Consider the following 20996-nt stretch of genomic DNA (forward strand, 5'->3'; position numbering starts at 1 on the left):
ATTAGTTGCCTCCTTCCTGTGGAGCTTTCTTCTTAGTAGGAAGGACTTCACCACGATAGATCCATACTTTTACACCAAGACGACCATAAGTCGTATGTGCTTCAGCTGTACCATAGTCGATATCAGCACGAAGTGTATGAAGTGGAACAGTACCTTCACTATATCCTTCAGTACGAGCAATCTCAGCGCCGCCAAGACGACCAGAAACTGAAGTTTTGATTCCTTTAGCACCCGCACGCATAGAACGTTGGATAGCTTGTTTTAGAGCACGACGGAAAGAAACACGACGCTCTAATTGTTGAGCAATGCTTTCTGCTACTAGAATAGCATCAAGATCTGCTTGTTTAATTTCAGCAATATTGATATGAACTTTCTTTTTGTCAGCGATTTTACCTAGTTGAACACGAAGATTTTCAACTTCAGCTCCACCTTTACCGATAACCATACCTGGCTTAGCAGTATGAATCGTCACGTTAACGCGGTTAGCCGCACGCTCGATTTCGATATGGGAAACTGCTGCATCTTTCAGCTTGTTCTTAAGGTATTCACGAATTTTCACGTCTTCAAGTAGAAGATCGCCGAAGTCTTTTTCAGCGTACCATTTGGATTCCCAATCACGGATAATCCCGACGCGTAGACCGATTGGATTTACCTTTTGACCCACTCGTTATCCCTCCTTATTTTTCTGATACGACCAAAGTGATGTGGCTGGTTCTCTTATTAATTCTGCTTGCACGACCCATTGCACGTGGGCGGAAACGTTTCATAGTTGGTCCTTGGTTCGCATATACTTGCGATACAACCAAATTGTTAACGTCAAGCCCATTGTTATGCTCAGCGTTAGCAATTGCAGAGTTCAACAACTTCTCCAAAATTGGGGAAGCAGCTTTTGGCGTGTGACGCAGAATCGCGATTGCTTCGCCAACTTGTTTACCACGAATCAGGTCCGCTACCAGTTGAGCTTTACGAGGAGCAATACGTACGAAACGTGCGTGTGCTTTTGCTTCTGCCATGATGGAACCTCCTCTCATTCATTAGAAAGTGAATAGGCAATTAACGTCTGCCTGTTTTTTTGTCATCAGCGGCATGACCTTTGTACGTACGTGTCGGTGCAAATTCACCAAGCTTGTGACCAACCATATCTTCTGTCACATATACCGGAACATGTTTACGACCATCATACACTGCAAAAGTGTGACCGATGAATTGTGGGAAAATTGTAGAACGGCGAGACCATGTTTTAACAACAGTCTTTTTGTTCGCTTCATTCAATTCCTCGACTTTTTTCAAAAGGTAACCATCAATAAATGGACCTTTTTTCAAACTGCGACCCATGTGAGATCCTCCCTTCACGTAAGAGCTTTGCATAATTTAGATTATGCGGCTTGTATCAAGCAACGATTACTTCGTACGTCCACGAACAATATATTGGCTTGATGCTTTTTTCTTCTTGCGTGTTTTGTATCCAAGTGTCGGTTTGCCCCAAGGAGACACTGGAGATTTACGGCCGATCGGAGCTTTACCTTCACCACCACCGTGAGGGTGATCGTTAGGGTTCATTACTACCCCGCGAACTTCTGGACGCTTACCTAACCAGCGAGAACGACCAGCTTTACCAATTTTGATAAGCTCGTGGTCACCATTACCTACTGAACCGATTGTTGCACGGCAAGTGTTAAGGATATGGCGTACTTCGCCTGAGTTAAGACGAACCGTTACATAGTTGCCTTCTTTACCAAGCAATTGAGCTTCTGTACCAGCAGCACGAACCAATTGTCCGCCTTTACCTGGTTTCAACTCAATGTTGTGGATTACTGTACCAACTGGGATATTAACAAGTGGTAAAGCATTACCGATCTTGATATCCGCATCTGGACCAGATTGAATTTGATCGCCTACTTTAAGACCTTTCGGTGCAATAATGTAAGCTTTTGCGCCGTCCACATAGTGGATCAATGCAATATTGGAAGTACGGTTTGGATCGTACTCGATTGTTGCAACTTTACCGATTACGCCATCTTTAATACGTTTGAAGTCGATAATACGGTATTTACGCTTATGTCCACCACCGTGGTGACGAACTGTAATTTTACCTTGGTTGTTACGTCCAGCTTTTTTGAAAAGCGGCGCAAGCAACGATTTCTCCGGAGTGCTTGTCGTAATTTCTTCGAATGTAGAAACACTCATGTTACGACGTGCAGGAGAGGTCGGTTTATACTTTCTGATTGACACTTATGTTCCCTCCTTTACTAGACTGACGTTTCAAAGAATTCTAGCTCTTTGCTATCTTCGCTCAATTGAACGATTGCTTTTTTCCAATTAGGTCTGTAGCCGCTGTAACGACCGTAACGTTTTGGTTTACCAGCAACACGCATTGTGTTAACGCTAGTTACTTTCACGTTAAAAATCGCTTCGATCGCGGATTTGATTTCGGTTTTGTTCGCGCGTAGGTCTACTTCAAAAACATAACGTTTAGCAGCCATGTAATCGCTCGTACGTTCCGTAATAACCGGGCGCTTGATGATATCGCGAGGATTTTTCATTACGCAAGCACCTCCTGTACTTTCTCTACCGCTTCTTTAGTGATAATCAATTTATCATGTACAAGTACATCACGAACATTGATGCCATCAGCAGCGATGAATTTCACACCAGGGATATTGCGCGCAGACAATGCAACGTTATCCTCATAGTTAGCTGTAACAACCAAAGCTTTGCGATCTACTTTAAGATTGTTAAGCAAGCTTGCGAATTCCTTCGTTTTTGGAGCAGCGAATGCTAGTTGATCCAATACGATAATGTTCTCTGCAATTACCTTAGAAGAAAGTGCAGATTTGATCGCAAGACGACGAACTTTCTTAGGAAGCTTAAATCCATAAGAGCGAGGTGTTGGGCCAAATACTGTACCACCACCAACCCATTGTGGAGAACGGATGCTACCTTGACGAGCGCGACCTGTACCTTTTTGTTTCCAAGGCTTACGTCCACCGCCACGTACTTCGGAGCGTCCTTTTGTTTTGTGCGTTCCTTGACGCTCAGCAGCGTTTTGCAAAAGGACAGCACTGTGCATAACATGAGCATTAGGTTCGATACCGAACACGCTATCAGCTAGTTCTAGTTCACCAACCTGTGCACCGCTCACGTTGAATACTGTTACTTTAGGCATTTCTTGTTCCTCCTTTCTTCAAAGACAATTAGCTTTTAACTGATTGTTTAATATTAACGAATCCATTTTTAGGACCTGGGATAGAGCCTTTAACTAGAAGCACGTTACGCTCAGCGTCTACGCGGATAACTTCAAGTTTTTGGATTGTAACTGTTTCTGTACCCATATGTCCTGGAAGGCGTTTGCCTTTCGGTACACGGTTCGCTTGGATGGAACCCATAGAACCAGGGCCACGATGGTAACGAGAACCGTGAGTGTTAGGACCAGTGCGTTGTCCCCAACGTTTGATAACACCCGCGAAACCTTTACCTTTTGAAATACCTGTTACGTCAACAAATTCACCTTGAGCGAACAAGTCAGCAGCAACTGTTTGGCCAACCTCATACTCGCTAAGATTAATTCCGCGAATTTCGCGAACGTAGCGCTTAGGAGTAGTGTTAGCTTTCTTAGCATGGCCTACAGCTGGTTTGTTTGATCTGCTTTCTTTTTTGTCAGCAAATCCTAGTTGAACCGCTTCGTAGCCGTCGTTTTCCAAGTCTTTCTTCTGAAGCACTACGCATGGTCCAGCTTCGATAACTGTTACTGGAATAACATTGCCCTCAGGAGTAAACACTTGAGTCATACCAAGTTTTTTACCTAAGATACCTTTCATGTTGACACCTCGTTTCCTCTCTATAATCACATTGAATCATCTTACAGTTTGATTTCGATATCTACACCGGATGGTAGATCCAGACGCATCAAAGCATCAACTGTCTGCGGCGTTGGATTCACGATATCGATCAAGCGCTTATGAGTGCGTTGTTCGAATTGCTCGCGAGAATCCTTGTATTTGTGCACCGCACGCAAAATAGTGACGATTTGCTTTTCCGTTGGCAACGGAATCGGTCCGGATACACCTGCACCGGAACGTTTTGCAGTTTCCACAATTTTCTCTGCGGACTGATCAAGAATTCTATGATCGTATGCTTTCAAGCGAATACGAATCTTTTGCTTTGCCATTTAAAGTCCCTCCTTCTATCGCCCAATTTTTTAATCGGACATACTCCGTAAGAAAACCCTACACACTCCCCATGGCAAAGGGGCCGGGTGTGTCGGCAACCTCTTACATCAACGCAACGTCAGACCAACAGTCAATATTATACACGAGTGGGCATTTGATTGCAACTAAATTTATACGTTGTTTTACAACTGATTTTCTGGCCTAATTTCCGATACTTTCGAACACCTAAACAATTATAATGAAACATCTTTTATTTGTCATGTGCCAAATAAAAACAGTCTTAGCACATGAGCTAAGACTGTTTAATCAGAAGCTACGATTAAAGCTGAATACGTTTCTTCATTAGATAGTGAGTAACCGCTAGCTTGAGCACTAACGCCAGCGCAGCGATGAGCATCGGCACTGACCAGAAGTGAAACCAATCGACTGGCAAGCTTTCGCTTAGTGAAATGTCGGCTTCATAGCTACCGAACTTAATGAATGCGAAGTACTGATCATAGGATGGTCCTACAACTAAGTTTGTGATGTAATCGACAGCCAAGCTAAAGCCAATAAACACAATAACACCAATCCATGCGCGATACTTACCACGGAAGGAGTAAGTCGTCGCCATCGATAGCATAATTAGAGCTAATAGCGTAATGGTATTCCATAATGCGAATAAAATACTACTTATTAATGGCTTTGGCTGCAGCAAAATTTCCATTGCCTTATTTACTTCTGCAGAATTGAAATTAACGTCTAGCACTGCGAAGAATGCAAACGTAAGCGTCGCAGCAAGCAGCATATATACAACACCAAGCAATAATATAGAAGCAATTTCTTCTAGCTGCGATAACGGAAGCAATCTTCGATGATAGCTGCTCAATTGATGTTTATAGCTGAGACTCGTCATTACAAGAAGGATTAAGCTGCTTAGTGATGAAACGACAACACCACCAACGAACACTAGTTCATCCATCCAGCCCCATTTATATTTACCGATGACTAAGAGTGCATACAAGAGAACCGATGACACCAAAACAATGTACAAGCTAAGACTGTTCATCTTCCAGTTGTATTTAAGAAGCTTTAGCATTCTGCGTACACCTCCTTAAACAACTCGTCGACACTTTTACCACGTTTCATTCGAATGGTCTCAACATCTTCCTGAAGAATCAGCTTACCTTGCTTTAGCATGATTACTTCATCAAAGATTCGTTCGATATCCGTCAAAAGGTGCGTCGTAAGAATAATGCTGCTTTCTGGGTTATAGTACTCAACGAGTGCGTCTAGTATTTTACCACGTGCAACCGGATCTACACCGCCTATTGGCTCATCCAGCAAGTACAGGCTTGCATTACGCGAAAGTGCTAACGTTAGCTGTAATCTCTCCTGCATCCCCTTGGAAAGGCTGCTTACTCGATCCTGTTCATTCAGCCTCATAAAGGATATCATCTCGTTTGCTTTCGCATGATCAAAATCAACATAGAAGTCACGATAAAACGAAACTGCATCCTTTACCTTCATCCAGCCCTCAGTCAGTGGAATGTCTGGCATATAAGAGACAATACGCTTCGTATCATGACCGACCGTCGCACCGCCTACTTTAATCGAACCGCTTGTCGGATGTGTCAATCCCGCGATGAGCTTCATTAGTGTTGTCTTACCACTTCCGTTACTACCTAATAGCCCAATGACTTTACCACGTTCGATCGTGAAGCTAACATCGCTTAGTGCAGTTTTTCTCCAGTAGCTCTTATGAATATCCTTCACCTCAAGAACTACACTCATGGATTGTCACCTCGCTCTTCCCCTTTGCTCTCCACTGCATCGCTAACGATTGAGATGATTTCATTACTGGCAAAGCCCAGCTCCTGCATGCCTTGAATAAAATGTTCGATCAGCTCTCCTGCCATTTCCTTTTTAATTCCCATAATGATCGACTCCTCACTTGTTACATATCGTCCAAGCCCGCGTCTCGTCTCTACAATGCCTTCTCTCTCCAGCTCTGAGAATGTACGCTGTACCGTATTCGGATTTATTTGCAGCTCAGAGGCTAACTCTCGTACGGAAGGAATTTTATCGCTAGGCTTTAGCTTTCCAACGATAATCTGCTTTTTAAGATAGCTCATAATTTGCATATAGATCGGTAAGTTATTATCAAATTCAATCATCCAGCCTTACACCCCTTTCTATGTTTCATTGCTTTGCCTAACTATGCCACATCGCGTTTTTTGAATACATAGAATGATGTCGCTAATATTGCGATGAGATACGCCGCCAGTACGGTAATAGAAAACCCGAGTGTCATCCCCTTCATTAAAGGCACACCGCCTTCTTCGTACATGCGCAAATCTAGGTTGAAAAATAGAAGATATTTTGCAAATTCGTATTTAGCTAGCAGCAAGACAGCAAGATCTGATACGAATACAAGACAGAGTGCAATTCCGATCGTTGCGCCTGTTGATTTCGTTAGTACACTCAGCATAAAGACAATGGAGGTATACATCACAGTATTTACGGAGGTGTACAGAACCGTTTTCCAAACATCGATCATACTGCCTTCACCCTGCATACCAAAGAACACTATGCAGATAATAAAGCTAACAATTAACGCAAACAATAGAAGTACAATATTAAATACCAGCAATGCTGCATATTTAGAAGCAAGAATTTTACTTCGAGAATGCGGACGAATAAGCAGCAGTTTAATCGTTCCAAGCTGATGTTCTCCCGATACCAAGCTTGCTGTATAGATCATGCAAAGGAACAGATAGAGTGTTCCGCCACCATTAATGTCTATGACAGATTGCATAAACTCAACATATCCGAGCTCTGTTCCCTCTAGAAAGCTTTTTACGACAACTGCAATGCCTAGCGGCATTAAAAGGATAATTAGAAAAGCTATGAAAAAACCTCTCTTTTTAGCTAGCTTTAACCATTCATTTGTTGTTAATTGTAAGAAACTATACAATCTGATTCCCTCCAGTCCACGTTAAGAACTCATCCTCTAACGAGCGTTTTACTTCTACGACCCGGTATACCGAAATCCGGTGAGCACTCAGCTCATGAATATAATTAGCAAGTGCCTCGTCCTTACAACGAATCTCCAGTTCATTCGTTAATTCATTCGCTTGAATGAATTGAAGTTCCTCGCGGCCGACAAGCAGCTGCTTCGCCTGTTCTAATTGGTTTACTCTAACGAGTACATTGAACTCTTCGTTGCCATCTTGCTGTATCTGTGCACCGCCAATCAGCTGTTCATGCACGAACTTACCTTGCTGAATAACAACGACTCGGCTACACATCAGTTCAATCTCAGATAATAGATGACTAGATACAAGTACCGCTATTCCTTCCTGCTGTGCGATTGTTTTTAAGTAATCCCGCATTTCACGGATACCTGCAGGATCTAGACCATTGGTCGGCTCATCCAATATTAAAATGCTTGGCGAATGCATGAGTGCCTGTGCAATGCCTAAGCGCTGTCTCATCCCTAATGAATATGACTTTACCTTTTTATTCATAGCATCTGTTAGACCGACAACGTCAACGACCTGCTTCATTCGCTCTACTGTTATCGATGGAATCATGCGTTGGTATTGCTTTAAGTTATCCCAGCCGGTCATATACGAATAAAATTCCGGGTTCTCTACAATGGCACCAACACGAGCAATAGCTTTTGAGAAGCTGCTGCGTATACTCTGTCCGTTAATTAGCACCTCTCCGCTGGTCATTCCAATTAGACCAACGATCATGCGAATCGTTGTCGTTTTTCCTGCTCCATTAGGACCCAGCAGGCCGACGATCTCACCTTTCTTCACTTCAAAGCTCAGTTGATCAACGATCGTTTGCTTTCCGATCTTCTTCGTTACTTTGTCTAGTTGAAGAACTACATCCTGTTGATGTGACATATCGCTTTTCACTCCTATCCAATATTGTGTATCTGTGTATTAGTTACATAGTACACTATAACATTGGTATTGTAAATAGATGGATTAAAAAAATAAAAAGCGGCAAATGCATTGACTGCATTTGCCGCTTTTGGCTGTTGATATTGTTCAAACCGATGAATGCTAGATCCGATGCCGAGTAAGCTACAACGCAAAACATCGTCATCAAAGTCGGGCTTTTTAACTTCCTCTTCCAATATAGGTTAAAAAGCTCGGCTTTCAGGACCAAGAAGATAGAGAGCTAGTAGAAAACGAGGAGCACAGCGTACGTCTTGTGTACGTGAGCACCGGAGTTTTCGCTAGCTCTCCATATTCGACGTCGAGTATGCTACAGCACATGACATCGTCATCAAAGTCGGGCTTTTTAACTTCCTCTTCCAATATAGGTTAAAAAGCTCGGCTTTCAGGACCGAGAAGATGGAGAGCTAGTAGAAAACGTGGAGCGCAGCGTACGTCTTGTGTACGTGAGCACCGGAGTTTTCGCTAGCTCTCCATATTCGACGTCGAGTATGCTACAGCACATGACATCGTCATCAAAGTCGGGCTTTTTAACTTCCTCTAATATATGTGAAGGCTTGATTATGAAGTTACTTCTTCACCATCAACCACCGTCGCTGCTACCTGGGACGCTACAATCGAGACTAGATATTCGTTCGGGGAAGATGTTAGTTGAACACCTTCAGGCAGCTTAAGATCACTTGCCTGAATCGTATCGCTAACTTTCATCCCACTAATATCAACTGTCAGCGAAGCCGGAATCAAATGAGGAAGTGCTGTAACTTCAACGGATGTGCTATCCGTTTGAATAATGCCACCTTCCTTTGTACCAATTGGAGTTCCTGTAAATACAATTGGCAGGCGTGTACGAACCTCTTCTTTCGCGTTTACACGCAAGAAGTCGATATGAATCACTTCACCCGTCACTGGATGACGCTGCATATCCTCCAAAAGGACAGGAACCTTATCTTCATTGTTTACTTGAAGATATACAACACTACCTCCGCCAGTCTTCAACCATTGTAAATACTCTTTTTTTGGAACGTCAATGGTAGCATTCTCACTCCCTGCTCCGAATACTACAGCAGGAATTCTACCTGCTTTACGTAGCTGCTTTAATTGCGCACGACTGCTTTTTTCGCGTACGTTAACTAAGATTTGATTACTCATATGATCGTCTCCTTTTCATACCCTGTGCTTTTTATCAAAATCGATTGCCTTTTTTCGACTATAGATTCCGCTCTCACATTGTGTGAGAGACACTAGAGCTTCATCGCATCAAGCCTCCTTTCTACTCCACTATATAAATAGGCACCTCATTCTGCGCGAATGAAATGCCTATTAATCTACCTTATCATATTGTCACTATAAAGTCTAATCTAGCAAGCTTTATCCGAGAACGACCCGATCGTCTGCCATTTTCTTACCGCTGATCTGCTCAAATTCACCTAGCAATCTTTCAACAGTCAGCTCACTTTTACGATCCTCATTCACCTGCAAAATAATCTGACCCTTGTCCATCATAATTAATCGATTACCTAGGCGGATGGCTTGCTCCATATTATGTGTAACCATCAAGGTCGTTAGATTTAAGTCTTTAACGATTTTTTCTGTTAAATCTGTAACTAGCTCTGCTCGAGCTGGATCCAGAGCGGCTGTATGCTCGTCTAGCAATAAAATTTGCGGACGTGTAAAGGTTGCCATGAGCAAGCTTAACGCTTGACGCTCTCCACCAGAGAGTAGACCAACCTTCGCATTCATACGATTTTCTAAACCGATCCCTAGTCTCGATAGCTCTTCTCTAAAGATCATTTTGGTTTTCTTCGTAACACCGAAAGAAAAACCACGCGACTGACCGCGCTTATAAGCAACAGCCAAATTCTCCTCAATGGTCATTCGCGGCGCTGTTCCTGCCATAGGGTCCTGAAATACTCTGCCGATCCATTGACTCCGTTTATGCTCAGGCAACGAACTAACATCATTACCGTCGATCTCGACAACTCCAATATCAGGCTTCAGAACGCCAGAAATGATATTCATCAGCGTAGATTTCCCCGCACCGTTACTTCCGATGATCGTAACAAAATCACCCTGCTTAAGCTGAAGGTCCGCTTTAAGCAAAGCAACCTTCTCATCAATCGTCCCTGGGTTAAATAATTTCGATACCTCTTTAATATGCAGCATCTAACTTACGCCTCCCTTCGAGGCAACTTTCTCAATGACCTCAGCAGCTCGTTTACGCGAAACACTTTTATCCTGAATCGCCGACCTTATCGTCGGAATAACGAGTGCACCTACAATAATAATAGCTGTGATCAGCTTCATATCCTGAGCATCCATACCTGGCACGCGAAGTGCTAGCGCATAGATCAGGCGATATGCAATGGCACCAAGCACGACAGCAAGTGTCGTGCGGAAAATTGAAGACTTACCGAAGATGGCCTCACCAATAATGACAGATGCAAGTCCGATAACAATCATACCGACACCCATGTTGTTATTAGTTTGGTTTGTAGAAAACGCGATCAAACCACCAGATGTTGCAACTAGTGCATTGGACAATGATACACCAATAATGGTTGTGCGATCAGTGTTTGCACCGAAGCTTTGAATCATTCGCTTGTTGTCTCCAGTAGCGCGCAAGCTTAGACCTACATTCGTTTTGAAGAATAGGTCAAGCAGCAGCTTCACACCAACCGCAATAATTAATCCAACGAGCAATACATTAGCACCATCAAACAAGTTTGCTTCACCACGAAGTGAAACGTTAGGTTTACCCATAATTCTCAAGTTAATAGAATATAAAGCAATCATCATAATAATACCGGATAATAGCCCATTAATTTTACCCTTCGTATGAAGAAGTCCTGTCATAAGCCCTGCTAATGCTCCACCGATAAACGAACATATTAATGAAAGGACCGGTGGTGTACCGTTAAGTGTCAAAACAGTAGCGATCGCCGCCCCTGTGGTAAAGCTTCCGTCAACGGTCAAATCGGGAAAATCAAGCACACGATAGGTGATATAAACACCAAGTGCCATTAATGCATACAATAAACCGCTTTCTACTGCACCAAGCAAAGAAGTCAGCACATGTATCTACCTCCAATTCTACTTATGTTATTACTAGTTAGTTTTTCATGAAAAAAGGGATCAGCACATCCTGATCCCTGCAAATACTTGTAAGTTCTATACTATTCAAGAATATTAGTTGCTGGGTCTTTTACGTAAGCTTTCATTTCATCTGTAACCGTAATGCCCATTTCTTCGGCAACACCTACGTTAAGAATAAAATCAAGATTTTCTGGTTTGCGGATATTCATATCCCCAGGATTTTTACCGTCTTTTAAGATTTCAAGCAGCATTTCACCGACTTCATAGCCGTGATCATAATATTTAAAACCAACTGTTGCAAATGCGCCCGCCTCTACTGTGTCACGATCAGAAGTGAACAGCGGAAGATCATGCTTATGTGCAACATCTAGAATAATATCAATCGCTTCAACAACCGTATTATCTAGCGTTACATACAATGCATCGACTTGACCAACAAGAGATTGAGCTGCTTGCGGAATGTCTGAGCTATTCGCGATCGCCGCTTCAATAAGCTCAATGTTATGCTCTGCTAAGCGTGCTTTCGCAGTATCCGCCATAACGACAGCATTAGGCTCACCTTTATTAATTACGATACCAACTTTCTTCACTTCAGTAAACTCAGCTGCAATGAAATCCATCAATTGATGAATAGCATCAGGGTTAGAATCCGAAGCCCCTGTTACATTACTACCAGATGCCTCTAATGAAGGAACTAGTTTCGCATCAATTGGATCTGTAACCGCTGCAAATACAACCGGTGAATCTGTAATTTCATCTACAAGTGCAGATGCGCTTGGTGTTGCAATACCTACCGCTACATCTGGTTTTCCATCTTTAATCTTTTGCGAGATAGGCTGTAAGTTATTAAAGTCAGCCTGAGCGTTTTGATAGTCAATTTCAAGATTTTCGCCTTCTTTAATGCCGCCATCTGCTAATGCTGCGATAATACCGTCTTTAACAGCGTCTAGTGATGGATGCTCAACAAACTGCGAAATTGCTACTTTATACTTTTTACCCGAAGCCTCTTCCCCAGTATTGCTGTTGCTGTTCTTATTTGTATTCGTATTGCCTTCACCACAAGCTGTCATTAGCAGCATCATTGTTGCTAATAATGTAACAAATAAACTTTTCTTCTTCATTGGTTGACCCCTCTCGAACAATATAGGATAAGCTACTTTACATCATCTTAATATTAACGCAGTTTCGCGTCAACACATTAAATTGATAAGGAAAATATTTATGTATAATCAATAAAAAAAGCTCCCAGTAAACTGGGAGCTTTGAGCAGCTTATGCTGCGCAATTATTAAGCTTCGATGGATGCAACCGCACCTGCACCTACTGTACGACCACCTTCACGGATAGAGAAGCGAGTACCTTCTTCAACCGCGATTGGAGCGATCAATTCAACAGTTACAGTGATGTTGTCACCAGGCATAACCATTTCAGAACCTTCTGGAAGGTTGATGATACCAGTTACGTCAGTTGTACGGAAGTAGAACTGTGGACGGTAACCAGTGAAGAAAGGCTTATGACGGCCACCTTCTTCTTTAGTTAGAACGTAGATAGAAGCTGTAAATTTTGTGTGTTGTTTAACAGAACCTGGTTTAGCTAGAACTTGACCACGCTCGATGTCTTTACGATCAACACCACGAAGAAGAGCACCGATGTTATCGCCAGCTTGAGCATAGTCAAGCAATTTACGGAACATCTCAACGCCTGTTACTACAGACTTACGAACTTCTTCTTGTAGACCGATGATTTCAACTTCATCACCAACTTTGATTTCGCCACGCTCAACACGGCCAGTAGCAACTGTACCACGACCAGTGATTGTGAATACGTCCTCGACAGGCATTAGGAATGGCTTGTCAGTAGCACGCTCTGGAGTTGGGATGTAAGAGTCGATTTGTTCGAATAGCTCAACAACTTTGTCAGCCCATTGGCCGTTAGGATCTTGAAGAGCTTCACGAGCAGAACCACGGATGATTGGAGTATCATCACCAGGGAACTCATACTCAGAAAGAAGATCGCGAACTTCCATTTCAACAAGCTCAAGAAGCTCTTCGTCTTCAACCATGTCACATTTGTTCAAGAATACTACGATGTAAGGAACACCTACTTGACGAGAAAGAAGGATGTGCTCACGAGTTTGTGGCATTGGACCGTCAGCAGCAGAAACTACTAGGATCGCGCCGTCCATTTGAGCAGCACCAGTGATCATGTTTTTAACGTAGTCGGCGTGACCTGGGCAGTCAACGTGTGCGTAGTGACGGTTAGCAGTCTCATACTCAACGTGAGAAGTAGAGATTGTGATACCGCGCTCGCGCTCTTCTGGAGCTTTATCGATTTGGTCATAGCCCATAGCTGCGCCACCGTTTCTTACAGAAAGAACAGTAGTGATTGCAGCAGTTAGAGTTGTTTTACCATGGTCAACGTGACCGATAGTACCAATATTAACGTGTGGTTTAGTACGTTCAAATTTAGCTTTTGCCATTGAACTTAATCCTCCTCAATGTATCTTAATTTATATTTATGTGTAGGCCGAGTTTAGACTATTTTATATCTAAATTCGGCCAAAATCAAATATTTGAATTATTCGCCTTTATGCTTAGCAATAATTGCTTCAGCAATAGATCTTGGAACCTCTTCGTAGTGAGAAAGCTCCATTGCGAATACACCGCGTCCTTGAGTACCGGAACGAAGAGTTGTGGAGTAACCAAACATCTCGGACAAAGGTACTTTAGCACGGATAATTTGAGCGCCTCCGCGACTATCTGAACCTTCAATACGTCCACGACGAGAGCTGATCATACCCATTACATCACCGAAGTATTCTTCAGGAACTGTAACTTCAACCTTCATGATAGGCTCAAGAATAACCGGATTACATTTATCTTTAGCAGCTTTAAGCGCTAGAGAACCTGCAATTTTGAACGCCATCTCAGAGGAGTCAACGTCATGGTATGAACCATCTACAACTGTTGCTTTAATATCAACAAGTGGATAGCCTGCAACCACACCATTTTTCATGGATTCTTCGATACCAGCTTGGATCGGAGCGATGTATTCACGAGGAATTGCACCACCGACAATTTTGCTTTCGAATACGAATCCACTACCTGCCTCAAGTGGTTCAAATTCAACCCAGCAATGACCGAATTGACCTTTACCACCAGACTGACGAACGAACTTACCTTCAACCTTCGCAGCAGCGCGGAATGTTTCACGGTAAGCAACCTGTGGAGCACCAACATTTGTTTCTACCTTAAACTCACGACGCATACGGTCTACAAGAACGTCTAGGTGAAGCTCACCCATACCAGCGATAATTGTTTGACCAGTTTCTTCGTCAGTGTAAGCGCGGAAAGTTGGATCCTCTTCAGCAAGTTTAGAAATCGCAACACCAAGTTTATCTTGGTCAGCCTTTGTTTTAGGCTCAATTGCGATCTGGATAACTGGATCAGGGAAATTCATGGATTCAAGAATAACTGCATTCTTCTCATCACATAGTGTATCCCCTGTTGTTGTATCTTTCAAGCCTACAGCAGCAGCGATATCGCCAGAGAATACCTCTTGGATTTCCTCACGGTGGTTCGCATGCATTTGCAGGATACGACCGATACGCTCACGTTTACCTTTTGTAGAGTTCAATACGTAAGAACCGGATGTAAGAACACCAGAGTATACGCGGAAGAACGTCAAACGGCCAACATAAGGGTCAGTCATAATTTTGAAAGCTAGCGCTGAGAATGGCTCACTATCAGAAGAAGGACGAGTTGTTTCAGTACCATCTTCAAGTGTACCTTTGATTGCAGGGATATCAACCGGTGAAGGTAGATATGCTACAACCGCATCTAGCATTGGTTGAACCCCTTTGTTACGGTAAGAAGAACCAGCAACAACAGGGAAAATTTTAGTTTCAGTTACGCCTTTACGAAGAGCGGCTTTGATTTCTGGAATAGAAATCTCTTCACCTTCAAGATATTTCATCATTAGATCTTCGTCAAGTTCTGCAACTTTTTCGATAAGCTCATTGCGAAGCTCTTCAACTTGATCAGCATACTCAGCAGGTACTTCACCAGCTACTGCATCAGTACCTTTATCATCGTTGTACGTGTAAGCTACACGATCAATGATGTCGATTACGCCGACAAAGTCAGATTCAGCACCCATTGGTACTTGAATCGCAACCGCATTAGCCTGTAGACGATCACGCATATCCTTGACTACGTTCAAGAAATCTGCACCGATAATATCCATTTTGTTAACATACGCAATACGAGGTACGTTGTATTTATCAGCTTGACGCCATACAGTTTCAGATTGCGGCTCAACGCCTTCTTTTGCACTAAATACGCCTACAGCCCCGTCCAATACGCGTAGGGAACGTTCAACTTCAACTGTGAAGTCTACGTGACCTGGAGTATCAATGATGTTGATGCGGTGACCTTTCCATTGAGCTGTTGTCGCAGCAGATGTGATTGTGATACCACGCTCTTGCTCTTGCTCCATCCAGTCCATTGTAGCAGTACCTTCATGAGTTTCACCGATCTTGTGATTACGACCAGTGAAGAAAAGGATACGCTCGGTAGTTGTCGTTTTACCCGCATCGATATGCGCCATGATACCGATGTTACGTGTATTTTCCAAGGAGAATTCTCTTTTACCCACAGTGATTTTCTCCTTTCAATTCTCTTAATTCTACCAGCGGTAGTGTGCGAATGCTTTGTTAGCTTCCGCCATTTTGTGAGTGTCTTCACGTTTTTTCACAGATGCACCAGTGTTATTGGAAGCATCGATGATTTCTGCTGCAAGACGCTCTTCCATCGTTTTCTCACCGCGGTTGCGGGAGTAGTTAACCAACCAGCGAAGTGCTAGTGCCGTACGGCGTTCTGGTTTAACTTCGATAGGTACTTGATAGTTCGCACCACCTACACGACGAGCTTTAACTTCAAGTACAGGCATGATGTTCTTCATAGCTGCTTCAAAAACTTCCATTGGATCATTTCCAGTACGTTCTTGAACCAATTTGAATGCATCATACAAAATTGTTTGCGCAACGCCTCTTTTACCGTCGATCATAATACGGTTAATCAAGCGTGTTACCAGTTTAGAGTTATACAACGGATCTGGTAGCACATCGCGTTTAGTAACAGGACCTTTGCGTGGCATTTAGAAGTCCCCCTTTCATCAATATTGTTATTAGTTGTTGGTTGTTGGTTTGACGTTGCTCTTTATGAGCGTACGATTATTTTTTAGCTTTAGGACGTTTCGTACCGTATTTAGAACGAGCTTGCATACGGTTGTTCACACCTGCAGTATCTAGCGCACCACGAACGATGTGGTAACGTACCCCCGGTAAGTCCTTAACACGGCCACCACGGATTAGTACTACACTGTGCTCTTGAAGGTTATGACCGATACCTGGAATGTACGCAGTAACCTCTACACGGTTAGTTAGACGTACACGGGCATATTTACGAAGCGCGGAGTTCGGCTTCTTCGGAGTCATTGTACCTACACGAGTACAAACACCACGTTTTTGTGGAGAGTTAAGCTCAGTAATCTCACGTTTCAACGCGTTATAACCTCTATGCAAAGCTGGAGATTTAGATTTCACTACTTTCGCTTGACGTCCTTTACGAACTAGCTGGTTAATTGTTGGCAATTGTGCCACCCCCTTCCCATAATTATGTCATTTATGTTGGTAGACATTTCACCCTAAATTCAAGCCCACAGATCCAGGCGAATCATAATTTTGCGTAAGAATTCTTAAGCCTGATTCCTAGGCGCACTCAGATATAGTATCATTTGCGGGTAGAGTGTGTCAAGTTATCTTTGTTGCTTTCTGAAACATTTTTTTCGAATGTACTCAATAGCTGTAAAGCATATGATATCCCTTGTTAGGATCGCTTCGACTCGAGCTTCACACACATATTATAACGCTTAATACTTGAAGCTTGTACCAACATTTACTCCGTTATACTCATATTTACAAACTCTTTATTTCTACACGTTTGTTTAGACAAATTCTTCATTACCTCTGGATACGAATATGAGTAGCCCTGAATAAAAAAACGACAAATCTCGCACCACTAAGGCTTGAAATTTGTCGTTTTAATTTATATCAAAGTTACTCGACAGCTAATGCTTCTTGCTGTTCGTCAGTATTTTGATCTGAGTCGTTCGCGTCTTCCATCCCTTGGAAACGAATATTGCGATAGCGCTGCATACCTGTACCTGCAGGGATCAGCTTACCGATAATAACGTTCTCCTTAAGACCAAGAAGCTGGTCAACCTTACCTTTGATCGCTGCATCTGTAAGGACACGAGTAGTCTCCTGGAACGATGCTGCAGATAGGAAGGAATCTGTTTCAAGTGATGCTTTCGTAATACCTAATAGCACTGGCTTAGCGATAGCCGGCTCTTTACCTGCAAGAATCGCTTCCAGATTCGCACTTTCGTATTCGTGCATGTCAACGAAGGAACCTGGCAATAGGCTCGTATCTCCAGACAAGACGATACGGATTTTACGAAGCATTTGCTTGATCATTACTTCAACGTGCTTATCGTTAATTTCTACCCCTTGGTTACGGTAAACGCGTTGTACTTCTTGAAGGATGTAGTTTTGAACACCACGAACCCCTTTAATGCGAAGCATTTCTTTAGGGTCGATGGAACCGTCAGTTAACTCATCCCCAGCTTCAATATGCTGGCCTTCTGTGACACGGATACGAGAACCATAGGTTACCGCATATTCTTTCGATTCTGCTTCACCTTGGATTTCGATTACACGGCGATCTTTCGCTTCGTGAATTTTCTTCACGACACCATCAAGCTCAGAGATAATCGCTTGACCTTTCGGATTACGCGCCTCGAAAAGCTCCTGGATACGCGGTAGACCCTGTGTAATATCGTCTCCGGCTACGCCCCCTGTATGGAACGTACGCATCGTCAGCTGTGTACCCGGCTCACCGATGGATTGAGCAGCGATAATACCAACCGCTTCACCAATCTCAACATGCTTACCTGTAGCCAAGTTACGGCCATAGCACACTTTACATACACCGTGACGAGCACGGCAGCTAAGAACAGAGCGGATTTGCAGCTTTTCTACACCTGCAGCTACAATTTCCTCCGCTTTATCTGCATCGATTAGTTCATTGCGATTAACAAGAACCTCTCCTGTTTGTGGATGACGAACAGTTTCGAAGGAATAACGACCTTCGATACGGTCGAATAGATCCTCGATAACCTCTTTACCGTCTTGGATTTTGCTAACGGTAAAGCCTTTATCTGTGCCGCAATCCTCTTCACGAACGATTACGTCCTGAGCAACGTCAACAAGACGACGAGTCAAGTAACCAGAATCGGCTGTACGTAGTGCTGTATCGGCAAGACCTTTACGCGCACCATGCGTCGAGATAAAGTACTCTAGGACTGTAAGACCTTCACGGAAGTTAGATTTGATCGGCAACTCGATGATACGACCAGACGGGTTGGCCATCAAACCACGCATACCGCCAAGCTGTGTAATCTGAGATTTGTTACCGCGGGCTTTAGAGTCAACCATAAGCATAATGTTGTTGTAGCGATCCATCGATCTCATCAGGATATCTGTAACATCATCCTTACATTTACTCCAAATGCTAATAATACGGTCATAGCGCTCCTCGTTCGTAATCAAACCACGACGGTATTGATTCATCACGACTTGAACTTTTTCCTCAGATGCACGCATAATTTCTTTCTTCTCTTCTGGGATGATAACGTCGGCAACACCGATCGTAATACCAGCCTTTGTAGAGTAAGTGAAACCAAGCTGCTTGATTTCGTCAAGGATAACCGAAGTTTTCGTAGTGTGATATTTACGGAAGCATTCCGCAATAATGGAGCCTAGGTAGTCCTTACCAACTGCAGGAGCGATTGGCAATTCATTAAGCACCGATAACAAATCTACACCTTTATCGAAAACGAAGTATTTATCAGGAATTCCGTTAATCAAGTTAGATTTAGTAGCCTCATTGATATACGGGAATTCAGAAGGGAAAATTTCATTGAAAATGACTTTTCCGACCGTTGTACAAAGTAATGCATTGTTTTGCTTTTCAGTAAAGCTTGATTTGTTCAATACTTTTGCTGGAATAACAATACGAGCATGAAGAGAAACGATACCGCGTTGGTATGCAGATACAGCTTCGTTTACCGTAGCAAAGATCGAACCGCTACCCTTCGCTTCATTATTATCCATAGTCAAATAGTAAGAACCAAGAACCATATCCTGAGACGGAGTAACAACAGGTTTACCGTCTTTAGGGTTCAAGATGTTACCAGACGCAAGCATTAGCATACGCGCCTCTGCTTGTGCTTCAGCAGACAATGGAACGTGAACGGCCATTTGGTCACCGTCAAAGTCCGCGTTGTACGCTGTACATACTAGTGGATGAAGCTTAATCGCACGACCTTCAACAAGAATCGGCTCGAACGCTTGAATCCCTAGTCTGTGCAATGTAGGGGCACGGTTAAGCAGAACTGGATGCTCCTTGATTACTTCCTCAAGCACATCCCATACCTCTGGACTAACGCGCTCTACTTTGCGTTTTGCGCTTTTAATGTTATGCGCAAGACCTTTATTCACAAGCTCTTTCATGACGAATGGCTTAAACAGCTCAAGCGCCATTTCTTTAGGCAAACCGCATTGGTACATTTTCAAGTTAGGACCTACAACGATAACGGAACGACCAGAGTAGTCGACACGTTTACCTAGTAGGTTCTGACGGAAACGACCTTGCTTACCTTTAAGCATATGAGAAAGTGATTTCAATGGACGGTTACCAGGTCCAGTAACTGGACGACCACGACGACCATTGTCAATCAACGCATCCACTGCTTCTTGAAGCATGCGTTTTTCATTTTGTACGATAATGTCTGGAGCACCAAGATCTAATAGACGTTTCAAGCGGTTATTACGGTTAATAACACGACGGTAAAGATCATTTAGATCCGATGTAGCGAAGCGTCCACCATCCAATTGAACCATTGGACGAAGCTCCGGTGGAATGACAGGAAGTACATCCATGATCATCCACTCTGGGTTGTTGCCAGAGTTACGGAATGCTTCAACGACCTCTAGACGTTTGATCGCACGGTTACGACGTTGTCCTTGTGCTGTGCGAAGCTCTTCCTTCAATGTTTCGAGCTCGCGTTCAAGATCGATATCTTGAAGCAATTTTTTAACAGCTTCAGCACCCATTCCTGCTTGGAAGCCGTAGCCATATTTTTCACGATAGCTGCGATATTCCTTCTCGGATAGTAGCTGTTTTTTCTCCAGTGGAGTTTCACCTGGATCTGTTACAACATAGGATGCAAAATAGATGATCTCTTCAAGAGAACGAGGAGACATGTCTAGTGCAAGACCCATGCGGCTTGGAATACCTTTGAAGTACCAAATATGAGATACAGGAGCAGCAAGCTCAATGTGACCCATACGCTCACGACGCACTTTAGCGCGTGTTACTTCAACACCACAACGATCACACACTACACCTTTGTAGCGTACACGTTTATATTTACCACAATGACATTCCCAGTCCTTAGTTGGTCCGAAAATCTTTTCACAGAAAAGACCTTCCTTTTCCGGTTTTAAAGTTCTGTAATTGATGGTTTCCGGTTTCTTAACCTCTCCGCGGGACCATGAGCGAATCTTGTCTGGCGATGCCAAACCAATTTTCATATACTCGAAGTTGTTCACGTCCAACAAGGAGCAACCCTCCTTCGTCATGTATGACTATGTCTTA

Annotated in this window: 22 protein-coding genes; all 22 read right to left on the reverse strand. The window is 43.2% G+C overall.

Annotated features, from left to right (window positions below; all coding sequences use genetic code 11):
* Position 1 precedes the first annotated feature (1 nt).
* Positions 2-664: a 30S ribosomal protein S3 gene (rpsC, locus tag NSQ99_RS00830; RefSeq protein ID WP_251670895.1), complete on the reverse strand. Its 663-nt coding sequence runs from the start codon at positions 662-664 to the stop codon at positions 2-4.
* A 13-nt stretch (positions 665-677) separates the two neighbouring features.
* Positions 678-1013 carry a 50S ribosomal protein L22 gene (gene rplV, locus NSQ99_RS00835; RefSeq protein ID WP_251670897.1) on the reverse strand — a complete coding sequence of 112 codons (336 nt, stop codon included), beginning with the start codon at positions 1011-1013 and terminating at the stop codon, positions 678-680.
* A 40-nt stretch (positions 1014-1053) separates the two neighbouring features.
* Positions 1054-1335, reverse strand: a complete 282-nt coding sequence (gene rpsS / locus NSQ99_RS00840) for a 30S ribosomal protein S19 (protein WP_251670899.1) — start codon at positions 1333-1335, stop codon at positions 1054-1056.
* A 66-nt stretch (positions 1336-1401) separates the two neighbouring features.
* Complete coding sequence (rplB, locus tag NSQ99_RS00845; RefSeq protein ID WP_251670900.1) at positions 1402-2232, reverse strand: 50S ribosomal protein L2; 831 nt, start codon at positions 2230-2232, stop codon at positions 1402-1404.
* Between the two features lie 17 nt (positions 2233-2249).
* Positions 2250-2543, reverse strand: a complete 294-nt coding sequence (rplW, locus tag NSQ99_RS00850; RefSeq protein ID WP_251670901.1) for a 50S ribosomal protein L23 — start codon at positions 2541-2543, stop codon at positions 2250-2252.
* On the reverse strand, positions 2543-3166 hold the full coding sequence (gene rplD, locus NSQ99_RS00855; RefSeq protein ID WP_251670902.1) for a 50S ribosomal protein L4: 624 nt from the start codon (positions 3164-3166) through the stop codon (positions 2543-2545). Before rplD ends, rplW begins: the two co-directional genes overlap by 1 nt.
* Positions 3167-3194: 28 nt before the next feature.
* Positions 3195-3818 carry a 50S ribosomal protein L3 gene (gene rplC, locus NSQ99_RS00860; RefSeq protein WP_251670903.1) on the reverse strand — a complete coding sequence of 208 codons (624 nt, stop codon included), beginning with the start codon at positions 3816-3818 and terminating at the stop codon, positions 3195-3197.
* 41 nt (positions 3819-3859) lie between these two features.
* Positions 3860-4168: a 30S ribosomal protein S10 gene (gene rpsJ / locus NSQ99_RS00865; protein WP_251670904.1), complete on the reverse strand. Its 309-nt coding sequence runs from the start codon at positions 4166-4168 to the stop codon at positions 3860-3862.
* 320 nt (positions 4169-4488) lie between these two features.
* Complete coding sequence (locus NSQ99_RS00870; protein WP_340834383.1) at positions 4489-5247, reverse strand: hypothetical protein; 759 nt, start codon at positions 5245-5247, stop codon at positions 4489-4491.
* Complete coding sequence (locus tag NSQ99_RS00875) at positions 5241-5942, reverse strand: ABC transporter ATP-binding protein (RefSeq protein ID WP_340834386.1); 702 nt, start codon at positions 5940-5942, stop codon at positions 5241-5243. Before NSQ99_RS00875 ends, NSQ99_RS00870 begins: the two co-directional genes overlap by 7 nt.
* Positions 5939-6325: a GntR family transcriptional regulator gene (locus NSQ99_RS00880; RefSeq protein WP_251670909.1), complete on the reverse strand. Its 387-nt coding sequence runs from the start codon at positions 6323-6325 to the stop codon at positions 5939-5941. The genes NSQ99_RS00875 and NSQ99_RS00880 overlap by 4 nt, the downstream gene beginning before the upstream one ends.
* A gap of 41 nt (positions 6326-6366) precedes the next feature.
* On the reverse strand, positions 6367-7125 hold the full coding sequence (locus NSQ99_RS00885; RefSeq protein ID WP_251670910.1) for an ABC transporter permease: 759 nt from the start codon (positions 7123-7125) through the stop codon (positions 6367-6369).
* Positions 7118-8065, reverse strand: a complete 948-nt coding sequence (locus NSQ99_RS00890) for an ABC transporter ATP-binding protein (RefSeq protein WP_251670912.1) — start codon at positions 8063-8065, stop codon at positions 7118-7120. Before NSQ99_RS00890 ends, NSQ99_RS00885 begins: the two co-directional genes overlap by 8 nt.
* A 618-nt stretch (positions 8066-8683) precedes the next feature.
* A complete protein-coding gene (locus tag NSQ99_RS00895; protein WP_251670914.1) occupies positions 8684-9271 on the reverse strand; it encodes a 50S ribosomal protein L25 in 588 nt (195 codons plus the stop codon).
* 219 nt (positions 9272-9490) lie between these two features.
* Positions 9491-10285, reverse strand: a complete 795-nt coding sequence (locus NSQ99_RS00900) for an ABC transporter ATP-binding protein (RefSeq protein WP_251670916.1) — start codon at positions 10283-10285, stop codon at positions 9491-9493.
* Positions 10286-11194: an ABC transporter permease gene (locus NSQ99_RS00905; RefSeq protein ID WP_251670918.1), complete on the reverse strand. Its 909-nt coding sequence runs from the start codon at positions 11192-11194 to the stop codon at positions 10286-10288.
* A gap of 101 nt (positions 11195-11295) precedes the next feature.
* Positions 11296-12336: an ABC transporter substrate-binding protein gene (locus NSQ99_RS00910; protein WP_251670920.1), complete on the reverse strand. Its 1041-nt coding sequence runs from the start codon at positions 12334-12336 to the stop codon at positions 11296-11298.
* Between the two features lie 166 nt (positions 12337-12502).
* Entirely contained in the window at positions 12503-13693 is a 1191-nt protein-coding gene (tuf, locus tag NSQ99_RS00915; RefSeq protein WP_251670922.1) for an elongation factor Tu, read from the reverse strand.
* A 98-nt stretch (positions 13694-13791) separates the two neighbouring features.
* The gene (gene fusA, locus NSQ99_RS00920) at positions 13792-15870 is read right to left on the reverse strand and encodes an elongation factor G (protein ID WP_340834392.1); all 2079 of its coding nucleotides are present in this window, start codon (positions 15868-15870) and stop codon (positions 13792-13794) included.
* Between the two features lie 30 nt (positions 15871-15900).
* Complete coding sequence (gene rpsG / locus NSQ99_RS00925) at positions 15901-16371, reverse strand: 30S ribosomal protein S7 (protein WP_251670924.1); 471 nt, start codon at positions 16369-16371, stop codon at positions 15901-15903.
* Between the two features lie 76 nt (positions 16372-16447).
* Positions 16448-16867, reverse strand: a complete 420-nt coding sequence (rpsL, locus tag NSQ99_RS00930; RefSeq protein ID WP_251670926.1) for a 30S ribosomal protein S12 — start codon at positions 16865-16867, stop codon at positions 16448-16450.
* 465 nt (positions 16868-17332) lie between these two features.
* A complete protein-coding gene (gene rpoC / locus NSQ99_RS00935) occupies positions 17333-20959 on the reverse strand; it encodes a DNA-directed RNA polymerase subunit beta' (protein ID WP_251670928.1) in 3627 nt (1208 codons plus the stop codon).
* Positions 20960-20996 lie beyond the last annotated feature (37 nt).

This window comes from Paenibacillus sp. FSL W7-1287, from assembly GCF_038004245.1.
GTDB classification, from domain to species: domain Bacteria; phylum Bacillota; class Bacilli; order Paenibacillales; family Paenibacillaceae; genus Pristimantibacillus; species Pristimantibacillus camelliae.